16 protein-coding genes and 1 pseudogene are annotated in these 19165 nt (G+C 33.7%); 2 read left to right on the top strand and 15 right to left on the bottom strand.

The window, feature by feature from the left end; genetic code table 11:
• Nucleotides 1–24 precede the first annotated feature (24 nt).
• The 15 genes and pseudogenes from LQ673_RS05580 to ssb form a co-directional block, all read right to left on the bottom strand.
• Entirely contained in the window at nt 25–2439 is a 2415-nt protein-coding gene (locus LQ673_RS05580; protein WP_000378485.1) for a cadmium-translocating P-type ATPase CadA, read from the bottom strand.
• On the bottom strand, nt 2432–2797 hold the full coding sequence (locus LQ673_RS05575; protein ID WP_000159127.1) for an ArsR/SmtB family transcription factor: 366 nt from the start codon (nt 2795–2797) through the stop codon (nt 2432–2434). Before LQ673_RS05575 ends, LQ673_RS05580 begins: the two co-directional genes overlap by 8 nt.
• A gap of 237 nt (nt 2798–3034) precedes the next feature.
• Complete coding sequence (locus tag LQ673_RS05570; protein WP_001041908.1) at nt 3035–3412, bottom strand: DUF6262 family protein; 378 nt, start codon at nt 3410–3412, stop codon at nt 3035–3037.
• A 6-nt stretch (nt 3413–3418) separates the two neighbouring features.
• The gene (locus tag LQ673_RS05565; RefSeq protein WP_002485298.1) at nt 3419–5311 is read right to left on the bottom strand and encodes a site-specific integrase; all 1893 of its coding nucleotides are present in this window, start codon (nt 5309–5311) and stop codon (nt 3419–3421) included.
• Nucleotides 5307–5387: pseudogene (locus tag LQ673_RS14870) on the bottom strand (site-specific integrase); the annotation flags it as partial. The pseudogene LQ673_RS14870 and the gene LQ673_RS05565, both read right to left, overlap by 5 nt.
• 118 nt (nt 5388–5505) lie before the next feature.
• Nucleotides 5506–5829, bottom strand: coding sequence for a JAB domain-containing protein (locus LQ673_RS05560; RefSeq protein ID WP_000088091.1), 324 nt, complete (start codon nt 5827–5829; stop codon nt 5506–5508).
• Entirely contained in the window at nt 5822–6028 is a 207-nt protein-coding gene (locus LQ673_RS05555) for a hypothetical protein (protein ID WP_001077283.1), read from the bottom strand. The genes LQ673_RS05560 and LQ673_RS05555 overlap by 8 nt, the downstream gene beginning before the upstream one ends.
• A 1-nt stretch (nt 6029) precedes the next feature.
• The gene (locus tag LQ673_RS05550; RefSeq protein WP_000836008.1) at nt 6030–6551 is read right to left on the bottom strand and encodes a DUF1643 domain-containing protein; all 522 of its coding nucleotides are present in this window, start codon (nt 6549–6551) and stop codon (nt 6030–6032) included.
• Between the two features lie 18 nt (nt 6552–6569).
• Complete coding sequence (locus LQ673_RS05545; RefSeq protein ID WP_000833212.1) at nt 6570–6881, bottom strand: DUF960 family protein; 312 nt, start codon at nt 6879–6881, stop codon at nt 6570–6572.
• 84 nt (nt 6882–6965) lie between these two features.
• On the bottom strand, nt 6966–7316 hold the full coding sequence (locus LQ673_RS05540; protein ID WP_239705862.1) for an SAUGI family uracil-DNA glycosylase inhibitor: 351 nt from the start codon (nt 7314–7316) through the stop codon (nt 6966–6968).
• 470 nt (nt 7317–7786) lie between these two features.
• A complete protein-coding gene (gene ccrB, locus LQ673_RS05535) occupies nt 7787–9415 on the bottom strand; it encodes a cassette chromosome recombinase CcrB (protein ID WP_001186596.1) in 1629 nt (542 codons plus the stop codon).
• A gap of 20 nt (nt 9416–9435) precedes the next feature.
• The gene (gene ccrA / locus LQ673_RS05530; RefSeq protein ID WP_000816499.1) at nt 9436–10782 is read right to left on the bottom strand and encodes a cassette chromosome recombinase CcrA; all 1347 of its coding nucleotides are present in this window, start codon (nt 10780–10782) and stop codon (nt 9436–9438) included.
• Between the two features lie 192 nt (nt 10783–10974).
• Nucleotides 10975–11250 carry a hypothetical protein gene (locus LQ673_RS05525; RefSeq protein WP_001791132.1) on the bottom strand — a complete coding sequence of 92 codons (276 nt, stop codon included), beginning with the start codon at nt 11248–11250 and terminating at the stop codon, nt 10975–10977.
• Nucleotides 11251–11339: 89 nt separating this feature from the next.
• On the bottom strand, nt 11340–13127 hold the full coding sequence (gene cch1 / locus LQ673_RS05520; RefSeq protein ID WP_239705861.1) for a cassette chromosome replicative helicase: 1788 nt from the start codon (nt 13125–13127) through the stop codon (nt 11340–11342).
• Nucleotides 13127–13411, bottom strand: coding sequence for a cassette chromosome ssDNA-binding protein (gene ssb, locus LQ673_RS05515; RefSeq protein WP_206181276.1), 285 nt, complete (start codon nt 13409–13411; stop codon nt 13127–13129). The genes cch1 and ssb overlap by 1 nt, the downstream gene beginning before the upstream one ends.
• Nucleotides 13412–13547: 136 nt before the next feature.
• Here ssb and LQ673_RS05510 point away from each other — a divergent pair, with 136 nt between their 5' ends.
• A complete protein-coding gene (locus tag LQ673_RS05510; RefSeq protein ID WP_164961584.1) occupies nt 13548–14597 on the top strand; it encodes an ACP synthase in 1050 nt (349 codons plus the stop codon).
• A gap of 1399 nt (nt 14598–15996) precedes the next feature.
• Entirely contained in the window at nt 15997–19044 is a 3048-nt protein-coding gene (locus tag LQ673_RS05505; RefSeq protein WP_239745016.1) for an SdrD B-like domain-containing protein, read from the top strand.
• Nucleotides 19045–19165: the final 121 nt, after the last annotated feature.

Raw genomic sequence — 19165 nt, 5'->3', positions numbered from 1 at the left:
CCGTAAATTGCACACATATAGTACCTATTTATCCTTCACTCTCATCAGTCGCAAACTATTTAATGCTACCAAAATAGTGGCTCCCATATCGGAAAGAATCGCAATCCAAAGGGTTAGCCAGCCTGGAATAACCAATAGTAAGGCAATTATCTTAATTCCGATGGCAAACGTGATGTTCGCTTTGATGATATTTAGCGTTTTCCTGCTAAGTCTTACTGCAAATGGAAGCTTACTTAAATCATCTCCCATTAATGCAATATCAGCTGTCTCGATGGCAGTATCTGTTCCAGCACCGCCCATTGCAATGCCAACAGTGGATGCAGCAAGTGCAGGAGCATCATTGACGCCATCGCCAATCATAGCTACATTACCATGCTCGGCTTTCATTTTTTTAATATAGTCCAACTTATCCTGTGGCAACAATTCGGACTGAATATCAGAAACGCCTACATGAGCACCGATTGCTTCTGCGGTACCTTGATTATCACCTGTCAGCATAATTGTTTGCTTGATTCCTAACTGATGAAGTTTTAGAATCACATTTTTACTTGTTTCGCGGACCTCATCTGCTACAGCAATCACGCCGAGGATTGTTTGGTCCGTTCCAATAATCATGGCCGTTTTCCCTTGGTTTTGTAAAACTTTCACTTTATTTTCAAACTCAAGGCTAAAATCGGAAACATTTAATTCTTTAAAAAGCCTTGGACTGCCAATGTAATAGGTTGTTCCATCTATATTCCCTTGAATGCCCCGACCTGTAATAGAAGTGAAGTCCTTCACTCTAACATCGGAATAAGTAATATTATCTTGCTCTGCTTTCTTCATTATTGCTGAAGCAAGTGGATGTTGTGATCGATATTCTAAAGCTGTAATAATGGAAAACAGCTCTTTTTCTTCCACTTGATCATTTAACACTTTAAAATCTGTTACCACTGGTACACCTTTTGTCAGTGTTCCTGTTTTATCAAATGCGATTGCCTTAATGGCTCCTAATTCCTCTAGATAGACACCGCCTTTAATCAACACACCTTTTTTAGCTGCATTTCCAATTGCCGAGACAATCGAGATTGGAGTAGTAATAACTAATGCACACGGACATCCAACTACAAGTACCGCTAATCCTTGATAAACCCAAGTATCCCAACTTCCACCAAAGAATAAAGGTGGAACGACTGCAACGAGCGCCGCAATAACCATAATGATCGGCGTATAATATTTCGCAAATTTATCTACGAATGCTTGCGCTGGAGCGCGCTCCCCTTGTGCTTCCTCAACCAGATGAATAATCTTGGAGATAGTTGTATCCTCTACGTATTTGGTGATTTTTACTTCAAGTAGTCCCTCTTCGTTAAGCGTGCCTGCAAATACTTCATCATCTACCGTTTTGGCAACAGGGACAGATTCTCCTGTTATAGCAGCCTGGTTGACAGCCGACACACCATTTATAATGATCCCATCCATGGCAATTTTCTCCCCTGGTTTGACGATCATAATATCACCCACGGCAATATCGTCCACATGGATCATTATTTCCTGACCATTCCGCCTAACAAGTGCTTCTTTTGGGGCAATATCCATCAATGAACGAATGGACTGTCTTGCTCTATCCATAGAAAAACGTTCAAGTGCTTCACTGATTGCAAAGAGAATGACAACAATGGATGCCTCTGCCCATTCACCAATGATGGCAGCTCCAATAACTGCAACGGTCATCAGGGTTTTCATGTCGAAATCAAAGCGTATCAAATTTTGAAAACCAACTTTAAATAGTGAATATCCGCCAATTACAATCGAACTTACAAATAACATGGACGTTACAAGGTTATCTTCTCCATTTACAAAGTGAGAAAGGTAACCAAAAGCAATCAGTAATGTGGCAAACAGCAATGTGCTGTGTTTTTTATAAAACGGTATTTTCTCTTCTTTAGGAGCCTTAGTGTCTTCTTTGACCGCTTGTATCGATGGATTCGCCAGTTTTTCAGGAATTACCTTAAGATTCTCGAAAGCACCTGCTTTTTCAAGCTCTTCAACCGATGCGTTTCCATATACATCAATTTTAGAAGCGCCAAAGTTCACTTTTGCATCCTGAACTCCAGCTAGTTGTTTTACATTTTTTTCAAACTTCCCAGCACAGTTTGCGCAAGAAAATCCCTCCACACGGTAAACATTTTTATCTTCTGTTACCACTGGTTCGACCCTTCTTCTAGCCTTCTCTGGTGCCACTTTAAGATTCTCGAAAGCACCAGCCTTTTCCAGATCTTCAACGGTTGCACTGCCAAAGACATCAATTTTGGAAGCTCCGAAATTGACTTTAGCATCATGCACCCCTGATAGTTCTTTTACATTTTTTTCAAACTTCCCAGCACAATTCGCACACGAGAAACCCTCCACACGGTAAACCTGTTTATCTTCTGTTAATGTTTTTGTTGAACTATCCAATACTAGCAACCTCCCTTTGATGCAAGAAAGCTTTTTCTACAAGCTGTTTAACATGCTCATCATCTAGTGAATAATAGACTAATTTTCCTTCTTTACGGTATTTTGCTATACCTAAATTTTTCAATAATCTTAAATGATGGGATGCCGTAGCCGTTGAAGATTCAATGATATTAGCTACATCACAAACACATAACTCTCCCTCTAAAGACAAAACATAAGCAATTTTAACTCTTGTATCATCTGATAGAGCCTTAAAAACTTTCGCTACATCCATAGGATTCTGTTTAGCAAGGTCTTTTTTAGCCCTGTTTACCTTATCTTCATGAATATAGGTAACTTCACACATATCTTTTGTCATAATTACCCTCCTTATTCAAATGACTGTTTGTTTGATGATTATAATATATCCCACTATAAACAAATAGTCAAATGATTGTTTGAATGATATATAATTAATATTAAAAAGGATTGGTTTCTAATGTTAGAAACCAATCCTTTCGGAGATTTTAACCAAATTTTAAAGTATCTTAAACATAACTGCCCCGTTAGTTTAAGTGCATCCTTTCACAATCTGTCTACAGATTAATAATAAAAACTACTCTTTATTATACAGATCTCCATATAATTTTTGAATTTGGTTCTGTAATTTTTTATTTTCTTTTTCTAATTCCATAACTCTTCTTTTTAAGGTTTTTATAAGGATTTCCTCCGAACGAGAACTTTTCTTGGGTTTTGAGACTACATTTGATGTTATTTGACGCTCACGAAGGGATTCGATTCTTTGCCTAATATCGTGTTCCTTATAAAGCCATGATTTAGAAACATTAGCTTCCTTTGCTATTGAATTAAAATTAATAGCTTTACCTTCAATCGAAAATTTAGAAATCGCTTTGTCTACTTTTTCTCTTGTCTTTTGTGATTTCTGCTTCGCCAAACGTACAATTTCTGTTGTATTTCTAACTTGTTTATTCATTGATAATTACCCCGTTAAACTTCCAATGATTTGTTCTAAACGCTCTTTAACACGGCTATTAGTCTCTATTTGTCTTTGCCATTGTTTATCCTTTGCTATGGTTAATAACTCTTCTGTACGCTCTAACTGTTCTTCGTGCTGTGGTAAGAATTGCTTACTGGTACAGAAGTGAGTGCAATCTAAGCATGCATTCGCATGTGGACAACCACCTGCTATTACTGGCAATCTACAATAACCATTTGGAAGCACTTGTGCATTTATATTTTTCTTGAACCATTGAAGCTCTACATCATCGACTTCACTATCATCATCTAGATTGAGCACATCTCCATTATTGGTAACCAGTTTTTCTTGAAATTTAGTAAATTCATTTTTTAGAGTTTCATCAAAGATATGAGCGTATCTGCTTGTCATTTCTGGGCTTTCATGTCCCAAAAATTTCTGCACAATATGCTGGGGCACCCCGTTGTTAATCATTCTTGTTCCTACTGAATGGCGAAAGGCATGGGCATGGAATCTATAAATCTCGCCTAATTTATCCACTATATTTTGCTCATAAGCTAATTTATTTAATTCGCCTCTAAATGTTTCTTGTTTTAATGGCGATCCATCTTTTCTTGGAAAGAGGTATTCACTATCTGGAAATTCCTCTGAAACTTTATCTTCCCGAACTTTAATAAGTAAAACTACCTCTTTAGATATTGGAACTATATGCTCCTTTTTCATTTTCCATTGATAATACTTTAAAAAGTAATCTCCATCTTTGTCCTCTAATAAACAGCCTTTTTTCAAGGTGCACAATTCACTTATCCTCATTCCACATTCTTGAACAATCATAGTCATCGTAGCTATATATTCGGGTAATTTATCAAGATGACTGTTCAATTGCTCTAGAACGAATTCGTCTATAAAGCGAGGTTTTGCTCTTGGTATTTTCGGATAGTCCTCGGGATAAATTAATAATTTGGAAGGAACATCATCCCATTCTAGCCTATGAAGGGTACTAAATAGTCCTTCCAATATAGAGATCCTCCCAGTTATTGTACTAGGTTTTATCCCCATCATGTTTAGTTCACTTAAATATGCTTCAATTTCCACTCTCGTTAATTGGTGTACTCTCTGAACGTGTTTAAACTTTATGTCCAGAAAATTAAAGAACTCTTTAAGTTTTTGGGCAATATCACTTACATAGGAAAAGCTATCCATGTTCAATCTTAACTTACAATATCTTTTTACAAGCTGTTTAAAATATGTATTCCGAAACCCTTTAAAGTTAATTGTATATTCATATTGTGTTGGGTTAACCTTATCATCTGGCAAAGGTAAGTTTCGTCTATCCCAAACGTCTTTATCCCACTCCTCTCCATCAAAATAAAAATCCTCATAAAACTCAATAAATTGTTTAAGATTAGTAACATAGTAAGAATTAGCTTTTACAGGTGTTTTTTCTTGATTAGCAGTAATCTTATAATTAGTGGTGGTAATTCTAACACCCTGTTTTGTCAAATATGTTCTATACTCCGTCATTGCTTTATCAATAGGAACTTCAGTAATTGAAGTAATGCTGGGATACTTTAAATCTAAAAAATCCAACATTTTATTAATTACTGTTCCTTTTCTAATCCAGACAGTTTTTGCATTCCATATTCCATTGTTTAAATGGTAAAAATAAAAATATTTCAATTCTGTTCTTAACCACAGATTTTTAACACGTTCAAAACGAACCCAACGATTTCTTAAAGCAGGATTCTTACTTAATTCTATGGCAGAAGGATGTGGACATTTTCTTATATCCCAACTATTATTAGCCCAAAACCCTTGCATTTCTTCATTCATTACAGCTATTTTTTTGCTGATCTCACTCTGACTGATAATTTTCCTTTTACTAGAAGCATTCATTTAGCTGGTATTCTTTATCTAGTAATAAATACAATGGATACGGCTTATTCTCCACTTCTATCCTTTGAACCCTCACACGCGCCCCCCTCTTTAAACACTTTAAGTACTACAAATTATAAACCTTGTTAATTTTTATTTAAAGTAAAATCTCCCTTTAACATCTCCTCCTGAACTACTTTAACTACTATTATTTATTATACTATGGTTAATATGTCTCCACTTGGGTGGTTATGGCCAATAATCATACCCGTTGCGTTACTTAATATGGCTGTTTTAAATATTTCTCGAGGATGTATAACCGCAAAATTAATGGTTCCTATAGAGACGGTTTCAATATGTGTAGGTTCATTTTTGCTATTCAAGCAAATTAAAATGAAGTGTTCTCGGTCAGCATTTCCTATGAAGTCACGCATAATATCAGCAGCGTCTTTTGGTTCTTCAATACGTCTTTTTAAATACCAAAGTGTATCTTCTTTAACCATTTGGACTTTGACAACATCTATTCTTTTTCTACTCATTATGGATAAGCTCTATACTTTCTATTAAGTCAGGGTGAACAATGGATGTGATAGAATCATCATTCATATAAATGGAATATAGCTCATCTAATTCTGAATTATTTTTTTTGTTTGATGAAAAGGCGATAATGCCTTTAATAACATCGATGTGTGGTTGATGCATTAAATATTGGTATACTTCTTTCCATGTTTGATTCATTCTATTTAGTCTCCTTTAATGGTTTAATTGTCCATGCCTTTCTAGCGTATGGATTTAATGGATGCATGATTTCATTTGTTTGAGGATTTGTTAATATACTGATTTTCTTACTGTGAGGTTTTAACATGTCTAATACTTCATTCACTCGATTTTCCACAAGAGGTTTTTTTCCGTAGGAACCCCAAGCCAATAAAACACTATCGGCTTCTTTGACAGCTTTCATAATGTGAATATCCGTGTGCTTGTCATGGCTGTTTTCGATATGTTTTAAATTAATGGGGGTATCAATATTTGAAAAAAGATTTATAAAATTAACGCCACCATATTCATCTTTTTCAGCTACTTTATTGACAATAAGTTGTGTTGTAAGGTCAACGTTGATAACACCATCATAATGAGGATACATCGTTATAATTGTAAGTACTTCTTTATCAATATCCCAAGTTTTCTTGAGAAGATAACGATGCATTTTATCCTGACTAAATATCGCTTCAGTTTCTAATACACTTTTGATTGATTTCATTTTATCTAACTCCTTTATTTAATATTCTTCAGGTAACAACATGACGTAATAAGAAAGGTCTACATCATCTTCTCGGATAATGTAGACCTTATTAATATTGATAGCTTTTGAATAATTTGCCTTATGAATTTTTACGTACTCTGGACGTTCTTGCTTATGTTTGATATATAATTGACTATTATGCATATTGAACTGGAATATATGAAAGTAATCAATCTCTTCTAGTTCCTTGAATTGTTCGTTTTCGCGTTGCGCTACAAGTTTCCATAACTGTTGCTGCAACATTGCTGGCAAGTAATTGGCAATACTACGTGTAATATAACGTTTCATGCTCATTTCTCCTTTTCTATATCTTTCATTATTGTAATAACTTCTGTAATGACTGTGACGCTTATCTGAGCTATGTGTATCCATTTATTCATTATTATAATTCTCCTTTTCAAGTAAGTGTCTTTGATCTAGTAGTGGCATAACTGTGTTATGAAGATATAAGAAGTCCATATCGTTTGTTTCATCAATATAACCAATCGCAATAAGTTGTTTTTGATAGTAGAGGATAAAGGGGTATATATGCCTTTCATGAAGTGTGTCAGAGTAGTAAGTATACGTATGAAGGATTTTGTTGGTAAGCGGACCAAGTCTGATATATTGATCAGGAAGGATATTATCTGCCACTTCATCGATAGATTCACATTCCCATTTTTCGTCCTTTGGCAGATTGAATAAGTTAGTTATATACTCTTTGAGTTGTTTTTCTAGTGTCATGGTTATGACCTCCTATAATGTTTTTGATGTATACATGTAATACACCATATAGATAATATATGCTTCAAAAAAATTTTGTTTCGTTTGTGAATCCCATTGTTATTAAGAAAATATCCCAATAGAAAATTATCACAATTGTTGATATGACAAGGAAATCCCATTATCCCGCTCATTTCTCAGGAAATATAGCGATATATTTATATATCATTTGGATTTGGTGGTGTCAGTACGACTTACTTTTTCTTTTTATATTATTTATTTATAAATAATAATGGGATTTCGGGATTACGCTTGCGTAATCCTTATCCTACATGTATTTATCAAATCCCATTGCTATCCCGTTCATATTTTATTTTGGGATGTTCTTTCGTCATACAATATAAGCTTCACATTGAGTTGTGACTTGTTAGTATGTTGAAAAGATTCGTTAGATGGGTGTTATTGAATGACGAAAGGACAGTACATAGATATTAGATTTGAAGAAAGAGCGTTTGAGGCAAAAATAAAGACGAAGTGCTGAGGAGCACTTCGTCGAGAGGGGTATTATTGAAAAGTTGTTTAATAATTTCATTATTGAGTTTTAGTGTAACGTAGAACTGTTTTTTATGATTACCGTCTTTACGAATATCAATACGGTCAATGACTGTAAGATATAATGCTTTGAGTTGTGCTTTATCCATTGATTCTATATTTTGAAATATTCGTTGTAATAGGGCAGCGATTTGTTTCGTATCATAAGATAGTTTCTCTTGATTTTGTTGCTGTTTGAGTTGATTCATTTGATTTGTAATGTCATTGAGTTGTGTTTCATATTGATGAATAGTTGCTTTCAATGCAGATGTTAGGTCCGGATTATCTTCAATGGTTTTAACTAAATTATGGAGTTTCCCGCTGACTTCATCGTATTGTTGTTGTTTATAAGCGATATCGTGGTTCAATGCACCAATATCGACTTTATTTTCTTGATTGACACGTTCTAAGACTTGGTTAATGACTTTATCACTTTTGACAATTTCGAGTATTTGATCCATGACGTATTTCTCAATCACATCAGCTCTAACGCTATTCGCAGAACATACTTTTGAGCCTTTGTTTCGGAAGTTACTGCAAGAATAATAACGTATTCGCTTCTTGGTACCATCTTTCAATGTGTTCGTTGTGTTACTAGCTGCCATTGGTGCACCACATTGTGGACAATGAACGATACCTGTTAATAGATTAGTTCCTTTACCGTGGACTTGAGGTTTTTGACTGACTTGTTTTTTACGTAATTGGACTTTATCCCATAAGTCTTGAATAATAATAGGGGAATGCTTACCTTCAGCTATTATTGGTTTATCATTCAGCCCTTTACGACGCTTTTCATTCCAATCTTTGTACTTTGCGAATTGAATTTTACCAACATAGAATGGATTAGATAAGATATAGGTCACTGAACCAATACTGAAAGGCTTTCCTTTTTTAGTCACGTATCCTTTGTGATTGAGTGCATTCGCAATTTTACGATATCCGTGGCCTTTAGCATATGACTCAAATATATATTTGACAATATTCGCTTCATGTTGGTTTATCATGAGTTCATGCTTGCTATCCGGTATTTTGTCATAGCCCAGCGGCAAATTGCCTTGATAATAGCCTTCTTGAGCGCGTCGGGTTTGACCCATGAATACATTTTCGACAATATTATTTCTTTCAAATTCTGAAAAACTCGCTAGAATTTGTAGCATCAATTTACCACTGCTTGTATTGACTTCCATACGCTCAGATAAGCTGAAGAATTCGACATTTTGACGATGAAGGTCTTCAACAATTTTGAGTAAGTCAGAAGTGTTACGTGCTAGTCGGTTTGTTTTGTAGACCATAACAGAATCAATCTGACCTTCGTTCGCATCTTTTAACAAACGTTGTAGTTCTGGTCGGTTCATAGATTTTCCAGAGATACCTCTATCCGCGTATACATCTACAACAACAAAGTTATTGAAATCACAATATTCTCGAATTTGATTGATTTGTCCATCGATACTATAGCCTTCAGTACTTTGGATTTCCGTTGATACACGAACATAGATACCGACACGTTTTTGTTTGAGTTGTTGCATGATTTTTTCATCCTTTCTGATTAAGCAATCGATGATTGCGAGGTTTGGTTCACAATGTTCAATGGTTCATTTTTGAAATAGATCCCAACAAGGGCTTTATTTTTTGTAATGCGAATTTCATCAATATAGGGATGCAGCATGTTTAACGTGAAACTTTTCTGTATAACCTTTTGTAGTGATGTTTGTAACTGATTATCACTTATGGAGGATATGGTTTTGTGCTTTTGATTCATCAAATGAGTCTGTTTTCTGAATGATTCAGCATCAATCATACCTTTGGCAAGTTTATCTATCAGTTGTTCTTGAGTTAGCGTACTTTTAGCTTCTATCACTCTTTGTTTTTTGAGGCGTTGATGAATTGCATTATTAATTTTTGAATAGAGCTGTTGGTTTTGAAAGAAGTTCTGACATGTAGCTAAGACTTGAACTTCTAATTTTTGTGCATTTATTCCTTTGAATGAACAGACAAAGCGAGATTCATTCATATTTTTAGGACAAATATAATATCGCAATGTATGTTTTTTTCTTATTGTCATATTTGTCAGTGTTGAGTCACAACAAGGACATTTGATCTTTTGTTTCAGCTGATTCTCTGAAGGTATACAGTGAAGTTGCTTCTTATTACGGATTGCTTGAGCATGTTCATATTTCGTTGCCGAAACAATAGGTGGTACCATATTGTTATATTGACCATATTGATTGATGACACGACCACAATAATTTGGGTTCATAATTATATTTCGTACCTGATAAGGCTTGCGGGTAATAAGTTTATTATCGTCTTCTAAATATTGTGCAATCTTCTTGTAGCCATATCCTTGAAGATAATAATTGAATACAGCTTTGACGGTAGGTGATTCATCATTATTAATGATGAAAGTACCATTTTGATAGTGATAACCGAAAGGCGCATGGGTCGTTATGAGTTTACCTTGTTTTGCCTTTTCTCTAAGTCCATTTTTGACTTGTTCTCCAATATTATCGGATTCAAGTTCAGCCAGACTCATGAATATATTGAGTTTTAGGCGATCAAACGCTTTATCCATATCAAAATAGCCATCATGAACACTTAGAATATGAACATGATATTTTTGACAGAGTTTCATGAGTTTTAATGCATTTTTCAAGTTGCGATGAAGTCGATTCAAGCGATAACAACATAATACGTCACATTGTCTTTGTTGGATGCGTTCGGTGACTTGTTGATAGCCTGTTCGATTATCTGTTCTGCCTGATTGCTTATCACTAATGTATTGGATATTTTGAATATTGTGCTTTGGAGCTAATAATTCTATTGCTTGCTTTTGAGCTGGGAGTGATTGTTGTTTCGTTGTACTTTGGCGCAAATAACCAATGGCTCGTTTCATAGTATTTCCTCCTTTCAAAGAGATAATATATATTTATGAACGAAATTATAGATAAGCCCAACACCAGTCGGGTGTTGGGCGGTATTATTAGTCATCAGCGTGATTGATTTCTTCAATAACCAGATCGGCTAATAGTATGATTAATTCGTCCATGTATATCACCTCATTATTCATAGTATTAACAACAATTCTTTAGTTGCATCTCAAAAGTAGTAACGAATTCGATATTCTTCTTTGAGCAAATTTTTTTAAATGAATGTAATCTTCATATTCTCCATATGCAACAATGGACGTAGGTTTGATTACTTTCTCCAAAATGTCATTTATTAACTTGTACTCCTCAGTGTAAGTGTTACTTATTTGACGACCTTCTTGTTTACAGCATTCCTTCACAGTATCTAGGGGTGTGCTTTCTAAGTATTCAAATCTTTCATCTTCAATTTCGTGAGCTAGTGCTACTGTATTCATAGTACAATTCCTCCATTGATTTAATATTTGTGCTACAACACCTTTAAATAGGTGTTGTAGCAAATTTATTTAATAACATATTTTAAGCTTTAAAAGTCAATATCACCGTTTTTATCCCATTCTCTTGCTTTTGAAATCATGTCTCGTAGTATTGGATGTTGGTGTTCAGAGATAAATGATAAGGGTATATTGAATTTACTTTTTTCAGATAGACCAAAAATAGGAGCGTATGATTTATCAAGCTTAAGATGATAAAATACGATGGTTTTTGGTTTGCCTTCTTTGTCTTTGACACTACGTTTTGTTGTTTTACGATTGGCGTCTGACTGGATGTAATCTTTATCCCTCAGTGCATCAATGACATTATTTGTATCTTGGAAATTATGTTCTTTTAACATATTTTTAAAAACCGAGGCAATCATTTTCACCTGGATATGATCATCTTCAAGTGAAATCATTCCATAATTTTCAATAAGCGTTGATAACCTAGTGTCGTCAGAAAACTTACCACGATTTTGTGCTACAAATTGGACAATGACTTCAATTGCTTTATCAGCTAGGCTTCGCTCACTAACAGAATCTAAATGATAGTTAATAAGATAGTCCCTTACAGCATTCAAATCAACAGGTGTGGCAATGACACGTTCCAATATACGTGCTGATGTTGTAATGGTTGCATAGCGTTTGAACATCCGAATTCCTGTATTGCTGGTTTCTTTTTCTAGTTGAGTGTTGAACCACTTATGTTCAGCGTTGAACCATTTAATGACTTCTTGTTCACGATTGAGCAGATATTTAGCTACTAATGGCATGATATGACCGTAATTAGCTGATGTTGCTTTTTTAATAGTATCTGCGTTGTCAGCGTTAGTTGTAAAAGCTTCAGATATTTCAATCGTACGTACATTCAAACCATCATTACGTGCACTATTATTGAAAATACTGTGTTCAGCAGTACTTATTACTGAAGTGCCCCAATTTTTGAGGTCTTTGACACTGCCATCTATACGAGAACGTTGTCGAGCTTGTCCTTCAGCAATTGAGTAGAGTAGGCCTGTTGTATTACGAAATGTAGCAGCAGATAATTCATCTAATACAATAGGTACACCATAGTTATTACTTAAATATCCTTCAAGCGCGTTTCTAGTGCCATTCCAAGATCTAAACAGCGTATTACTACCTTTAGTAGGGTTGCCGGCTATTGAGACTCCTAAAGCCGCTGCAGTTGATTTACCCGTGCTTGAATTTCCCGTAAATGAGAAAATCGTACCTGCGAATTCAACCTCATGTTTTGTTTTTAAAAACGCAGTTACTAGTGAAGAAACACCAAACACTACAGCAAGTTCGAGTAACAAGTTCCCTTTTACTTCATCAAGATACATTTGCCACCAGCCTTCAAAAGTGCCTTTAGGTTGTAGATCGTACTGTGTTTCACAAATGATTTCATCCGCCTGCAACTGTGTAATTCCTTTTAAAAGATATGGTTGATCTAATGAAATGACGATATCATTATCAGTATTTAACACACCGACACCCGTATACAACGGTGACATAGGCAGTGATTGGCGCATTAATTGTAGTGCATTGCTTAATGATTTAATGTACTTCTCATTGATGCTAAAGCCATACATGATTAGTGAAGGTAACCTTTGCGATGTTAAAATATCTGAAGTTTCAATACGTTCAATATTTTGTCCGTTGGAAATAACAAGTTTCTCAACCCCAGAATTGGGGTCAAGAAACTTGCTTTTAATTAAAATTGGACTAGATAAGCGTATTGACTTTTGCTGATCATTTTTACCTTTCGGTGGTATAACTTCATACCATGAATCTTCAGTAAGCCAGTATGGATATTCACTAAAGATGATGTTAGTCATTAGTTGTTACCACCTTTCCAGTTATTTTGATGATTCATCGGATTTGGTGCAGTCTTAAGGTAGAGCAAAGATGAACCTTTTTTTCCAACTACAATGAATGGAAGGTTAGGTGTATATTTTACAAAATGTGCAAACCAACGACCAACATCTTGTTGAATTTCAGTCGAGCACAAAACATTAGCCCTCACATTCAAATCGTGATACATAAACAGGGTGCCTACAGGTAAATTAAATGCGATGCTTGTAACAGCACGTTTTAGTGTATAAAATTCTTTTTCTTTCATCATAAGTTCCTCCAAATAAGTCTTATTAGTCAATCAATACTGTAGATGCTTAACACCTCAATGGTTGATTGCTATAATAAGCATAAATGAAGCATTTTAATTAGACGCGGAACAAAAAATAGGGAGGGGGGTATATATGATACCTACGATAGAAGAGATTATTGACAAGTATGGCAGTTTAGTAGATTGTCTGCAGTTGGATATATCAGGTGAGGTTTATGAAGATTTATTGTTATTAAGAAGTTTAAGCGATTTAAATGAACACCAAAAGATGCATAGAGTATCATTTATACAAAAACACTTTAACTCTAATTTTGATTATTTGTTAGATGACTCAGAATTTAGAAGTATGAATAAAATTTATAGAAATTTAAATACTATGACGTATATCAATAGTCAAAACAATGAATTTAAACTTAAACCATTTATAAATGAAGAACAATTAAAATCACTACTTGCGATAAAGAAAGTAGATGAACATTTGAGTTATGACCCATCTATTACCTCAAAAGCATTAGCAGATATAAACAAGACGCAAAAAAGATTGGTTACAAAGCCAAATATTCTCTATAATCGATCCAAAAAAGAAAATGAGTATGTACGGTTAGGAGGAAAAATATCATATACAAAGATGGAGAAGCATTGGGAATATTTACATAATGAGATTCAGTATTATAATCTTACTAATCAATTAATTAGTTATGTTGCTTTAGAAATGGAATATGCATGGGCTTTTTTAAATGAATTATTTTATTTAATAGAATTATATTTGAAGGCATTTAAAGGACAAAAGAAAACTGGCCATGAATTTGAAGAAGGATTGAACGCATTTATTCAATCATATGTCATTATTTTACTTATAGATATAAGATTACCGACTGTTAGGTTATATATTATTAGGCGTATTGTGGATGAATGCGAAAAAGAATCAGATAATCAAAAAAGAATTAAACTGATAGAGGAATCCATTAAAAAGTACAGATATGTAAAAGAACAGATTGAAAGATTTGAAAATGCGTTGAAAGAAGAATTATCAATCGCGACTTTGTCTATTGAACAGAATATGCTAGAAGCTAAAATTGATTATTATAAGGAATACTACTATCCTAGAAAAAAAACAAAGCATAACAATATTGAATATAATGTATCATTGTTTTTTAAAGCTGTAGATGCTTTAAAGAAATAGTTTTTCACTGACAATATTTATAAATATAATTAACTTTAAAAAATGTTAAGTTAGACCAGGATTAATGATTCTTAACTACACAAAAATTGTATGAAGTAATCTAAAGAAAAAATAGATTAATCGTTGTATGACGAAATTCAAATAGAAACCATTTTCCCATATACTTAGGAAAGTAGAATCTATAAAAATAGTTTTGAGCATTATATCTAAGCATTATTGAGTACATTGATATTCATGAAGACAACAATAAAAAAGCTTTACGTCACAATAAAATTCAATAAAGAAGTAGGTACTTTTTAATAACTATCCTCTTGACGAAGTGCACCTTAGCACTTCGTCTTTGTTTATACATTAAACAATATCTTTCAAATTATAATTTAATCAATTTTAAATTAGATAAGTAGTACTATAGTAATGCAAAATTAAAAACTAAATGAATCAGAGACAGTATTTAAATTTTAAAATAGTATTACTACATTAACAATTTATTCACAATAGTAAAATTTGTGAAACATCTCCTTTGTACTTCATGATATTTTTAGACAGGAACAGACTAGCTGCTCATATAGTCCTACTTAATAGATAAATTGTATTGAAATTTTTATTAAGTACTATTCTACTCTTAATTAAAGAAGACACCTTATGAAAGTAAAAGTTGATTATTCAGAAACATTGAATACTGATGGATTATGGAATACTTGTCACCCTAATCATCCAAATATCGAATAAATGTTATATGTCATTTATAAGTTTTTAATCTGTAAAAAATCCTAAAGGTAAAGTGATTTTCTTAAAATTTTAAGATATATAGCTTTCGAAATGAGAATAAAATATAAAAGGTTTATACATTAAAAGGAGTCTACACATATAATCAAAGATTATATATAGTTAAACAAAATTTAAATAGAAATTTTTTCGCAAATATCAAAATATGAAATCATTGATATTTTATTTATAAAATATATAAAGAATAAAAGGTTATAACAAGTAATTGTTTTAAGGGAAAATCTATTTACACAAAGAGATATAGTGAGAGAATTATTATTTTTTACTCATGAAAATGAAGTTAGGATTTTTGGTTTTGTCATATTGTCTTTACTTATAAGTAAATAATGGATTTCACAAAAAAAATTACAAAAATTTTACAATATACAAGTATTTTATTGTCATTGCTAGATATTATAATAAATCCTAGTGATACATACCATTTTATATAAATTTATATGCAATTAAATGTATGATATTTAGTTGTATAAAACAATGATATAATTTTTATGATTGTTTAAATTTTTTAATTATTGAAAATTAAATTTCCATATATTAAAATGAGGTTGATAGGACTAGCTGTATATGTGTCATATCAATTTTTATAATATTGAAGGGAGACAGACAAGGCGTTATGAAGAAAAAAAGAGGTGTGAAATTAGATTTTATCCCTAATAGACTTAATAAGTATTCTATTAGAAAATTTACGGTAGGAACTGCTTCTATTTTAGTCGGAGCTACTTTACTTTTCGGGATAGGTGAAGAAGCAAAAGCGAATGAACAACAAAATAATTCTGTACAATCACAGTCAAACAATTTAAATGATGATGGTCAATCTGAAGAGGCTATAGAAAAACAAACATCAACAGAAAAACAAATTGTAGATCAAGAGAGCACAGAAGAAATTGCAACTAATGAACAAGAGGTCGCTAAAGAAGAACAAACAGAAGAAGCAGCAACATCTGAAGAATCAAACAAAGTAGAAACAGAAGAAGCAGCAACATCTGAAGAATCAAACAAAGCAGAAACAGAAGAAGCGCCAAAAGCTGAAGAAGCAAGCAAAGTAGAAACAGAAGAAGAGCCAACAGCAGAAGAAACAAACAAAGTAGAAACAGAAGAGACACCAACAGCAGAAGAAACAAACAAAGTAGAAACAGAAGAGACACCAACAGCAGAAGAAACAAATAAAGTAGAAACAGAAGAGACACCAACAGCAGAAGAAACAGACAAAGTAGAAACAGAAGAAGCAACACCAGCAAGTGAAGAAACAGTTAAGCCAGAGACTTCTGCAAATAGTAACGAATCTAGTGAAAATAATGAGAGTGTAGTTTCTTCTTTAAAAGAGAATGAAGATAAAGAAGAATATTCTTTCGCAGCTATTTCTGAGAATGATGTTAATGATCAAATAAAAGTTGGTGAGTTTAACTTTGATAATAAAACTTTATATCCAAATAATTCTGGATACTCAAATATGAGCGCCAAATTTAGTGTTGATGGTCCTGTAAAAGAAGGGGATTATTTCACATTTGTTATTCCAAATAATTTAACGATTGACGGAGATATTGATTATTCAAAAACGGATAACTCTATGAAATTAGTGGATATTAAAAATGCTAATGGAGATATTGTTGCAAAAGGTGAATATAATGTACTTTCTAAAACTGGTAGATATATTTTTACTAATTATGTAAATGGTAAAGAAAATATTAACGGATTTTTTGAATTACCACTATGGACTGATAGAAAAATTACTCCTTATTCAGGGAACTATGATGTTCAATTTGATATAGCTAATGAAAAATTTAATTCTAATATAGATATTGATTATGGTGATCCGTCGATGGGACTTCCAGGTGAAGATGGAGCAAATGTTTCGTCATTTATTACAAAAATAGATAAATCTTCAGGAGAACGAACTTATAAACAAACTATATATGTAAACTCTAAAAATAATAATTTAAGAGACACTACTGTGACTTTGCAGGGTTATCATAATGATCCTAATACAAGTAGTACAGTTCTAAATAAAGATGTTACTAAATTTAAAGTGTATAAATTAGCTGATGGTGCAAAAGTAACTGACAGTTATTATATTGATCCTAATAGCTCTAATTATATTGATGTTACTAATGATGTTTTACCATATATCTACGATAATGGTGATAACACTATCACATTTAATTTTGGTGATATCAATGAAACTTACATTATAACTGTAGATGGTCAGTATGATGATAGCGGAGAAAACGTGAAGACAAGAGTAACTGAAACAAATAGTGACATTTATGGTGGAAGCAAAAAGTCTTACTATTGGGATAATGAGAACATAATTCGCACTGGTGATGGTGGAGCGGATGGAGATAATAGACAGAAATATAAATTAGGTAATTATGTATGGCATGATATTGACCGAGATGGTGTACAAGGAACAGATGAAAATGAGAAACCAATTTCAAATGTAGAAGTAATTTTACGAGACGAAAATGGTAAAGAAATAGGTAGAACAAAAACAGATGAAACAGGTTATTACGAATTTGATGGATTAGAGAATGGGAACTATGAAGTTGAATTTATAACACCAGAAGGTTTCGAAGAAACGCCAACAGAACAAGGTGAAAATGAAGAAACAGATTCAAATACAAGAATCACAAAAGCAACAATTGATGGCGCAGATAACATGAGTGTCGATAAAGGTTATTATGAATTAGATGACTCTGATTCAGATGCAGATTCTGACTCAGATGCAGATAGTGATTCAGATGCGGACAGCGATTCAGATGCGGATAGCGATTCAGATGCAGACAGCGATTCAGACGCAGACAGCGATTCAGATGCAGACTCAGATTCAGATGCGGATTCTGACTCAGATGCAGACTCTGATTCAGACGCAGATTCTGACTCAGATGCAGATTCTGACTCAGATGCGGATAGCGATTCAGATGCAGACTCTGACTCAGATGCAGACAGTGATTCAGACGCAGACAGTGATTCAGACGCAGACTCAGATTCAGATGCAGACTCTGACTCAGATGCAGACTCTGACTCAGATGCAGACAGTGATTCAGACGCAGACAGTGATTCAGACGCAGATTCAGATGCAGACTCTGACTCAGATGCAGACTCAGATTCAGATGCGGACTCAGACTCAGATGCAGATTCTGACTCAGATGCAGACTCTGATTCAGATGCAGATTCTGACTCAGATGCAGACTCTGATTCAGATGCAGATTCTGACTCAGATGCAGATTCTGACTCAGATGCAGACTCTGATTCAGACGCAGACTCAGATTCAGATGCGGATTCTGACTCAGATGCAGACTCTGATTCAGACGCAGACTCAGATGCAGATTCTGACTCAGACTCTGACTCAGATGCGGATTCTGACTCAGATGCAGACTCAGATTCAGATGCAGACAGTGATTCAGACGCAGACTCAGATTCAGATGCAGACTCTGATTCAGATATGGGAATGGGTTCAACTGATTCAAACAACAATGGTGGAAACGGCATTGCAAAAGCTGCAACTACAGATGATCATGATAAATCAAATAATGATAAGAAATTACCAGACACTGGTGAACAACCAATAAATAACGGTGCTTTATTCGGCGGTTTATTTGCTGGAATTGGATCATTATTCTTACTTGGTCGTCGCAAAAAAGACAACAAAGAAAATAACTAGAATTATATAAATGAAATTTTATGGCTGGGGCAAATTTTTTGTCCCAGCCTCTATGATTTTTAGGGTAGTTTCATAATTTTCATTAATAAAACAGATTTAGGCTTATTTTTATAAAAGTTAA

The organism is Mammaliicoccus sp. O-M54 (assembly GCF_022386035.1).
Classification (GTDB): Bacteria; Bacillota; Bacilli; order Staphylococcales; family Staphylococcaceae; genus Mammaliicoccus; species Mammaliicoccus sciuri_A.
The sequence above is the reverse complement of the archived record's forward strand: the minus strand, read 5'-3'. Positions and strand labels throughout refer to the sequence as shown.

Excerpts from the sequence above, each read along its gene's own strand:
- LQ673_RS05575 (WP_000159127.1), bottom strand. The coding sequence starts at position 2,797 with ATGACAAAAGATATGTGTGAAGTTACCTATATTCATGAAGATAAGGTA.
- LQ673_RS05570 (WP_001041908.1), bottom strand. The coding sequence starts at position 3,412 with ATGAATAAACAAGTTAGAAATACAACAGAAATTGTACGTTTGGCGAAG.
- LQ673_RS05565 (WP_002485298.1), bottom strand. The coding sequence starts at position 5,311 with ATGAATGCTTCTAGTAAAAGGAAAATTATCAGTCAGAGTGAGATCAGC.
- LQ673_RS05560 (WP_000088091.1), bottom strand. The coding sequence starts at position 5,829 with ATGAGTAGAAAAAGAATAGATGTTGTCAAAGTCCAAATGGTTAAAGAA.
- LQ673_RS05555 (WP_001077283.1), bottom strand. The coding sequence starts at position 6,028 with ATGAATCAAACATGGAAAGAAGTATACCAATATTTAATGCATCAACCA.
- LQ673_RS05550 (WP_000836008.1), bottom strand. The coding sequence starts at position 6,551 with ATGAAATCAATCAAAAGTGTATTAGAAACTGAAGCGATATTTAGTCAG.
- LQ673_RS05545 (WP_000833212.1), bottom strand. The coding sequence starts at position 6,881 with ATGAAACGTTATATTACACGTAGTATTGCCAATTACTTGCCAGCAATG.
- LQ673_RS05540 (WP_239705862.1), bottom strand. The coding sequence starts at position 7,316 with ATGACACTAGAAAAACAACTCAAAGAGTATATAACTAACTTATTCAAT.
- ccrB (WP_001186596.1), bottom strand. The coding sequence starts at position 9,415 with ATGCAACAACTCAAACAAAAACGTGTCGGTATCTATGTTCGTGTATCA.
- ccrA (WP_000816499.1), bottom strand. The coding sequence starts at position 10,782 with ATGAAACGAGCCATTGGTTATTTGCGCCAAAGTACAACGAAACAACAA.
- LQ673_RS05525 (WP_001791132.1), bottom strand. The coding sequence starts at position 11,250 with ATGAATACAGTAGCACTAGCTCACGAAATTGAAGATGAAAGATTTGAA.
- cch1 (WP_239705861.1), bottom strand. The coding sequence starts at position 13,127 with ATGACTAACATCATCTTTAGTGAATATCCATACTGGCTTACTGAAGAT.
- ssb (WP_206181276.1), bottom strand. The coding sequence starts at position 13,411 with ATGAAAGAAAAAGAATTTTATACACTAAAACGTGCTGTTACAAGCATC.
- LQ673_RS05510 (WP_164961584.1), top strand. The coding sequence starts at position 13,548 with ATGATACCTACGATAGAAGAGATTATTGACAAGTATGGCAGTTTAGTA.
- LQ673_RS05505 (WP_239745016.1), top strand. The coding sequence starts at position 15,997 with ATGAAGAAAAAAAGAGGTGTGAAATTAGATTTTATCCCTAATAGACTT.